Genomic DNA, 6,579 nt, shown 5'->3' with positions numbered 1-6,579 from the left:
GATCAAGGGCGAATGCACGTGGTTCGATCTCTTTTCCGCGTGCGTTTGCCCTTGATCGATGCGATCGCCCTTGATCGGCGAGGCCCGCGCGCTCGGCCCGCGCCGCCGCGTGCCGCAGCCGCGGGAACGCCTCATCCAGCAGCGGGCGTACCGCCTAGACGTAGAACGCCTGGCACAGCTTCAGCCTGGGCAGGAACGGCGCGAACACCGAGCCGCCGTAGAGCGACGGGTCGACGCCGTCATCGCATTTGCCGCTCGCCGTTAGAGTGTTCCGATGATCGGCCGGTTACGGGGCGCGGCAGTCGTCCAGGCGTTGCTGCTCGCGGTCGGCGCGACCGCCTGCGGCTTCGACAGCTGCGCCGACGACGTGGCCGACGCGGAGGCCGAGGTGCACACCGACCACCGGTGGACCGAGGAGGACGTCCCCGGCATCGGGCAGTACGTCGAGGTCCACTGGCAGACGCGCGCCCGCGGCAACCCGTGCTCCCGCGCGCCGGGCCCGACGGACTGGCATTACCAGGGCGTCGCGCGGATGCGGGCCGACGAGGCTCAGGCGCTTTTGAAAGCGTACGAATGGACGGCGACGTCCCCGGCGAAGATGTGGCCGGCACTCCAGTCGTTGGTGCCGGCGGACGCCCAGTGGCTGCACAGCGAGGGCTACGCCAAGGCGCATGACACCCCGGCCAGCGGGAGCGAGATTTACCTGTCGCCCGACAACGCCCTGGTCTACTTCACGCTCAGGGACAGCTGAGGTCACGCGGTGGCTCGAGTGTCGAACGTCGCCTGTTGGGCGCTGGCGATGCCGGGGCTGCTGTGGGCGGTGGTGCGGCTGTTCGGGCTGGAGCGCGGCCCGCTGGTCCAACTGCTCGCCTTCACACCGTACGTAGCCGGCTGGAGTTTGTTACCAGTGGCGCTCGCCCTTGCCCTGCGGCGCTGGAGGCTGGCGAGCGTGGCGGCGGTCGCCGCGGCGGCGCTGCTCGGCGTGGTGGTGCCCCGCGCGATAGGCGCTTCGGACGGCACGAACGGACCGGTGCTGCGGGTGCTCACCGCCAACCTGCTCGCCGGCGAAGCCGACATCCCCGCGCTGGTGGCGATCGTCCGGGAGCGCGCCGTGGATGTGCTGGCGGTACAGGAGTTCACGCCCGACGCGGCAGCCGAGCTCGACCAGCACGGGCTGGCCGAGTTGATGCCGCACCGGCGCCTCAACCCGGTCGTCGGCACCGAGGGGTCCGGCCTGTACTCGCGCCATCCATTGACCGGCACCGGCGTGCGGCGCAACGAGGGCGGTTTCACCCAGGCGTACGGCACGATCCAGATTCCCGGCACCGCGCACCCGATCGTGGAATCGGTGCACCCCGCGGCGCCGTACTCGCTGGCGATGGTCGGCCCGTGGCGCACCGACCTGGCCAACCAGCCGAAGGCCACACCGGACGGTCCACTGCGGATACTGGCCGGGGACTTCAACGCCACGTTGGACCATGCCCCGCTGCGTCATCTGCTGGCCTCCGGCTACCGGGACGCCGCCGACGCCGTCGGGGCGGGTCTGACGGGTACGTGGGGGCCGTACGACGGCGACTGGATACCGCCGGTCACGATCGACCACGTCCTCGTCGATCGCCGCGCTGGCGTTCGCGGGGTGTGGGTGTATCCGGTGCCCGGCAGCGACCACCGGGCCGTGCTGGCCGAAATCACGCTCCCCTGACGTAAGAGACCATGGAGCGCGGCGGTCTGCTACCGGGTCTGGCGGTCGTGGTGGGCTGGCTGGCGACCCGCGCGTTCCGCGCCCAGCAACACTCCATTTAGGGCGATCACGAGCCAGATCGCGTTGAGGGTCGCCGACGGCCAGGCGCCGTGCACCAACGCGTTGACGGCGAGGCCGAGCGAGCCGAGCAGGTTCATCGCCTGGAACGCTCGGCTGGCGGCGATCCTCCCCATCGACAGCAGCAGGTAGGCCAACAGGAGCAACGCCGCCCCACCCCACCCGGCGACCTCGGCGAGCGTCCCGGTCATACGGGAACGATCGCGTACGCGCGGACCGGGAAGGTGCCGAAGTCGCGCACCGGGGCGGGGACGGCGTGCAGGCGGGCGCCGGTGTCCGGGAGCTGGTCCAGGCCGGTGAGGTGCTCCAGCACCGGGATGCCGGCGGCCAGCAGTCCACTGTGGGCGGGCCGCTCGCCGCCGCCGGCCGCGTCGTCGATGTTGACGCTGTCGATGCCGACCAGCGCCGCGCCCGCAGCGACCAGCCGCTCGACGCCCGCCGCGGTCAGGTACGGCGCCGGATCGCCGTATGCGGCGGTGCTCCAGTGCCGGTCCCAGCCGGTGTGCAGCAGCACCGCGGCGCCGGCCACTTCGAGGCCGTCGAACGCGTCGGGGCCGATCCCCCGCTCCCCCGCCGCGCGCACGACCACCGCGGGCAGGTCGGCCACCGCGGCCAGCGGCAGCCCGGCCAGGTCGACGCCGCCTTCGTACCGGTGGAACGGGCTGTCGACGTAGGTGCCGGTGTTGCCCACCATGCTGATGCGGTCGATCGTGAACTCCGCGCCGCCCGCGTAGCGCTCCCGGGACTGCTCCCGGGTCAGGTGCGGCGTGATCTCGGGGGCGGGCAGTCCCGGATACGTGGTCATGCCGGCCGTGATCACGTGGCTGAGGTCGACCAGCCGCCCCTTCTCAGACGGGCCACCCCGAGACCCCTTGTGCGGCTCGGGCACCACCCGCACGCTGTCGAACCGCACCTCGCCGACCATCAGCAGGGCCAGGTGCCGCACCAGCAGCCCGGCGAGGGCCTCCTCGGTCACCGACGGGCCCGGCACGTCCAGCCGGAAGTCGCGGACCCGCAGGTCACCGCCGTTGCTGAAGGTCACGGTCGCGTCGAAGACCGCTCGGTACTGCGTCATGCCTTCTATCCTGCGCCCACGTCCGCGTACAGCGAAAGCGAGAACCTCTTCATGCTGCGTGTAGCGTCGCTGTATGCGGCTCGATCCTCGCCGGCTGGCGGTGCTGCGCGCGGTCGCCGACGCCGGCAGCGTCCTCGGCGCTGCCGCCGCCCTGCACCTCACGCCGTCCGCGGTCTCCCAGCACGTGGCCCGCCTCGAAGCGGAGGCCGGCGTGACGCTGCTGGACCGCTCCCGCCTCGGCGGCCGAAGGGCCGCCGGCCTCACCCCCGCCGGGAAGCTGCTGGCCCGGCACGCCGGTCGGCTCGCGGGCGTGCTCGCCGAGGCCGAACGCGACCTGGCGGCCCTCACCGGGCAGGTGGCCGGCACGGTGAGGGTCGGCGCGTTTCCCACGACCATCCGGCACCTCGTCGCGCCGGCCGCCGTCGCGGCCGGGCCGCACGTGCGGGTGCGCGTCCAGCAGATCGAGTCCGACCCCGGCCTCGCGGCGCTGCGCGCCGGCGCCCTCGACCTGCTCATCGTCGACCGGGACGCCGCCGACCCGGCCCCGCAACGGCCGGGCCTTTCGGCCTCGCCGCTGCTGCTCGACCCGTACCAGCTCGCCGTGCCGGCCGCCTGGGGCGCGGTCGACAGCGTCGAAGCCCTGCTCGGCCGGGCCTGGGTGGACGGGCCGCCCGGATCGGTCGCGCGCCGCTCGCTGGACCGCATCGCCGGCCAGCACGGCGCCGCGCTGGAGCGCGCGCACGAGTGCCTGGAGTATCCGGCCGCGCTGTCGGTGGTGGCGGCCGGGCTCGCGGTGGCGGTCGTGCCGGCGCTCGCGCTGCCCGACCCGCCAGATTCCCGGGTACGCCTGCTGCCCGCCGCCGTCCTCGGTGCCCGCCGCCTGGACCTGGTCCACCGCGCGGGCCGCCACGAGCCGTCCCCCGCGGCGCGGCTGGTGGCCGACGAGATCCGGGCCGCCGCACTTGATCTGGAACCGGACCGGACCGGCCACCGTCCAAGCCGGACATGAAGACGGGGCTGGCTCTCCTGGTCGTTCTCGCCGCCACCGCGTGCGGCGCCACCGACCCCGACCCGGGCGGCGGAGGCGGACGCGGCGACGGCTGGCAGGAGCTGGCCGGCTCCCCGCTCAGCCCCCGGCACGCCGCCCTCGGCCTCTGGACCGGCATCGAGGCGCTGATCATCGGCGGCGCCGACGACGCGATCTGCCCGCCCAACGCCGACTGCGGCGCCGACCCCACGCCGCTGGCCGACGGCGCGGCCCTCGACCCGGCCACCGGCAAGTGGCGGCGCATCGCCGATTCCCCGGTGCCGTTCGTGTGGGGGCAGGGCGTGGTCGTCGGGACGTCGGCGTACATCCTGCCCAACCAGGGGCGGCAGGTCCTCGTGTACCGGGTCGACGAGGACCGCTGGAGCCTCGTGCAGGTCCCGTTCAAGCCGGACAGCTGGTACCAGCTCGTGGCCGCCGGCGGCCGCCTCGTCGCGTACTCGGGCAGCGACGAGGCGTTGGAGGCGCCGGACTACGTTCTCGACGCCGCGACCGGGGCGTGGCGCGAGCTGCCGGCCGATCCGCTGGGCCGCTCCTACGACCGCACCATGGCGTGGACGGGCCGGGAGCTGGTCCTGTTCGACAAGGAGCTGGTGCCCAACCCGGGCCAGAAAAAACCCTCGCTGACCCGGGCCGCCGCCCTCGACCTCGCCACCGGCACCTGGCGCCGGCTGCCCGACTCGCAGATCCTCTACACCGCGCCGTGGCTGCTCGCCGGTGGGAAGCTGGTCAACCCGACCCTCGGTGACGCCGACGGCGGCGAGGTCGGCAACTGGGGGCGCGCCTACCCGAACGGTGGCATCCTCGACCCGGCGACCGGGCAGTGGGCGCCGCTGCCCGAGCTGCCCGCCGGTGGCGAGACGGCGGGCGCCCGTTCCGCCACCTCGGCCGTCTACTTAGGACTTCATGGCGCGGTGCTCGACACGACCACGGGCACCTGGGAGGCGCTCCCCAAGCTGCCTGGCGACCGCCGCTCCGGCGCGACCCTGGTAGCCGCCGGCCCAGACCTGCTGGTCTTCGGCGGTGGCTGGGGCGACGACCTGCGCAACGACGCCTGGCTCTGGCGCTGAGAGGCTCCGGGCGGAGCGGAGGCTACGTGCACACGCGGGCGACACGCGGCGCGTCAGGCCAATCTGTACGCGCGGATCTGGGTCTGGGTCACAGCGTTGCCGTCCTTGTCGGTCGCCGCCGCGCGTAGCTGACCCGCACGGTGGCCAACTGGCCCGGGCGAACGTCGTCATGTCTATGTGCTCCCATCTCCGGGCGTCGTACCGTTATCGGGTGCGGCCTGGCATGGGGTTGTCAGGGTCGCGTGTTCCGCTCGTGGAGGTTTGGGACCCTATGACGAGTAACGGAAACAGCGCACTCCCCGACCCACAGCGCTGGCCCGACGTGGCCGCCGTGCCACGCGCGCCGCTCCGCGCCGCCGCCGCGGCCCGGCTCGTGCGCCGCGTCGCCGAACGCGTACCGATCCACGTCGTCAGCGACGGGGACGCGCTGGGCCCACCCGGGGCGCCCGAGCTGCGGCTGCGCCGGCCCGACGCCTTCTACCACCGGCTCGGCGCCCGAGGGCTGATCGGCTTCGGCGAGGGATACCAGGCCCGCGACTGGGACACCGACGACCTCGCCGGGCTGCTGACCGCCGTCGCGGCGGCCCTGCGCGACGACCGGCTCGGGGCGCTACGGCACCTGCGCCGCTTCCGCCACCTGCCGGTGACGCGGGCTCTGTTTCGCTCCCGGTTGCCGCGCGCCGAGGAAAACACCGTCGATGGGGCTCGACGCAACATCCAGCACCACTACGACCTGTCGAACGAGATGTTCGCGCTGTTCCTGGACGAGTCGATGACGTACTCGTCGGCGCTGTTCCCCGACGGCCGGTCGGGCGGGGTGGCGGTCGCGCCGGCGCCCGGCGACCTCGCCGTCGCCCAGCGCAACAAGATCGATCGCCTCCTGGACCGCGCCGGTGTCGGCCCGGGCAGCCGCGTGCTGGAGATCGGCACCGGCTGGGGTGAGCTTGCCATCCGCGCCGCCCGGCGAGGCGCCACCGTCCACACCGTGACGATCTCCGTGGAGCAGCGCGACCTGGCGCTGCGCCGGGTCGCCGAGGCCGGCGTCGCCGACCGCGTCACGATCGAGCTGCGCGACTACCGGCTGATCGAGCCCACCGACCCCGACGGCTACGACGCGATCGTCAGCGTCGAGATGATCGAGGCCGTCGGCGAGCGGTACTGGCCGGCCTACTTCGCCACGCTCGACCGGCTGCTCGCGCCCGGCGGCCGGGTCGGCCTGCAGGCGATCCTGGTGCCGCACGAGCGGCTGCGCGCCGCCCGCCGCACCTACACGTGGATACAGAAGTACATCTTCCCCGGCGGGGTGATCCTGTCGACCGAGGCGATCGAGCAGCTCGTGGCCAGGCACACCCGGCTGCGGGTGCGCGAGTCGCACGCGTTCGGCACGCACTACGCGGCGACGTTGCGGCTGTGGCGGGAACGGTTCACCGCGAACACGGCGGCGGTGGAGGCGCTCGGCTTCGACCAGACGTTCCGCCGCACCTGGGAGTACTACCTGGCGTCCTGCGAGGCCGGCTTCGCCGCCGGCCACCTGGACGTGCGCCAGTTCATCCTCGAGCCCCGCCCCTGA

At 73.6% G+C, this 6,579-nt stretch carries 8 protein-coding genes; 6 read left to right on the top strand and 2 right to left on the bottom strand.

What is annotated here, in order from left to right; all coding sequences use genetic code 11:
• Positions 1-58 precede the first annotated feature (58 nt).
• Genes V6V89_RS35220 through V6V89_RS35210 form a run of 3 tightly spaced genes read left to right on the top strand, consistent with a single transcriptional unit; the run spans position 59 to position 1,702 of the window.
• Positions 59-265: a hypothetical protein gene (locus V6V89_RS35220; RefSeq protein ID WP_334623957.1), complete on the top strand. Its 207-nt coding sequence runs from the start codon at positions 59-61 to the stop codon at positions 263-265.
• A gap of 9 nt (positions 266-274) precedes the next feature.
• On the top strand, positions 275-751 hold the full coding sequence (locus V6V89_RS35215) for a hypothetical protein (RefSeq protein ID WP_334623955.1): 477 nt from the start codon (positions 275-277) through the stop codon (positions 749-751).
• Between the two features lie 48 nt (positions 752-799).
• Positions 800-1,702: an endonuclease/exonuclease/phosphatase family protein gene (locus V6V89_RS35210; protein ID WP_334623961.1), complete on the top strand. Its 903-nt coding sequence runs from the start codon at positions 800-802 to the stop codon at positions 1,700-1,702.
• Between the two features lie 29 nt (positions 1,703-1,731).
• Here V6V89_RS35210 and V6V89_RS35205 read toward each other — a convergent pair whose 3' ends face one another.
• Both V6V89_RS35205 and V6V89_RS35200 read right to left on the bottom strand, forming a co-directional pair.
• A complete protein-coding gene (locus V6V89_RS35205) occupies positions 1,732-2,010 on the bottom strand; it encodes a CBU_0592 family membrane protein (protein ID WP_334623953.1) in 279 nt (92 codons plus the stop codon).
• Positions 2,007-2,894, bottom strand: a complete 888-nt coding sequence (locus V6V89_RS35200; protein WP_334623951.1) for a cyclase family protein — start codon at positions 2,892-2,894, stop codon at positions 2,007-2,009. The genes V6V89_RS35205 and V6V89_RS35200 overlap by 4 nt, the downstream gene beginning before the upstream one ends.
• 73 nt (positions 2,895-2,967) lie before the next feature.
• Here V6V89_RS35200 and V6V89_RS35195 point away from each other — a divergent pair, with 73 nt between their 5' ends.
• From V6V89_RS35195 to V6V89_RS35185, 3 genes are all read left to right on the top strand, one after another.
• The gene (locus tag V6V89_RS35195) at positions 2,968-3,903 is read left to right on the top strand and encodes a LysR family transcriptional regulator (RefSeq protein ID WP_334623949.1); all 936 of its coding nucleotides are present in this window, start codon (positions 2,968-2,970) and stop codon (positions 3,901-3,903) included.
• Positions 3,900-5,009 (top strand): hypothetical protein, encoded by a 1,110-nt coding sequence (locus tag V6V89_RS35190; RefSeq protein ID WP_334623948.1) that lies wholly within the window; start codon positions 3,900-3,902, stop codon positions 5,007-5,009. Before V6V89_RS35195 ends, V6V89_RS35190 begins: the two co-directional genes overlap by 4 nt.
• A 271-nt stretch (positions 5,010-5,280) precedes the next feature.
• The gene (locus tag V6V89_RS35185; protein WP_334623946.1) at positions 5,281-6,579 is read left to right on the top strand and encodes a cyclopropane-fatty-acyl-phospholipid synthase family protein; all 1,299 of its coding nucleotides are present in this window, start codon (positions 5,281-5,283) and stop codon (positions 6,577-6,579) included.

This window comes from Micromonospora sp. CPCC 206061 (genome assembly GCF_036906915.1).
Taxonomy (GTDB): domain Bacteria; phylum Actinomycetota; class Actinomycetes; order Mycobacteriales; family Micromonosporaceae; genus Phytohabitans.
The sequence above is the reverse complement of the archived record's forward strand: the minus strand, read 5'-3'. Positions and strand labels throughout refer to the sequence as shown.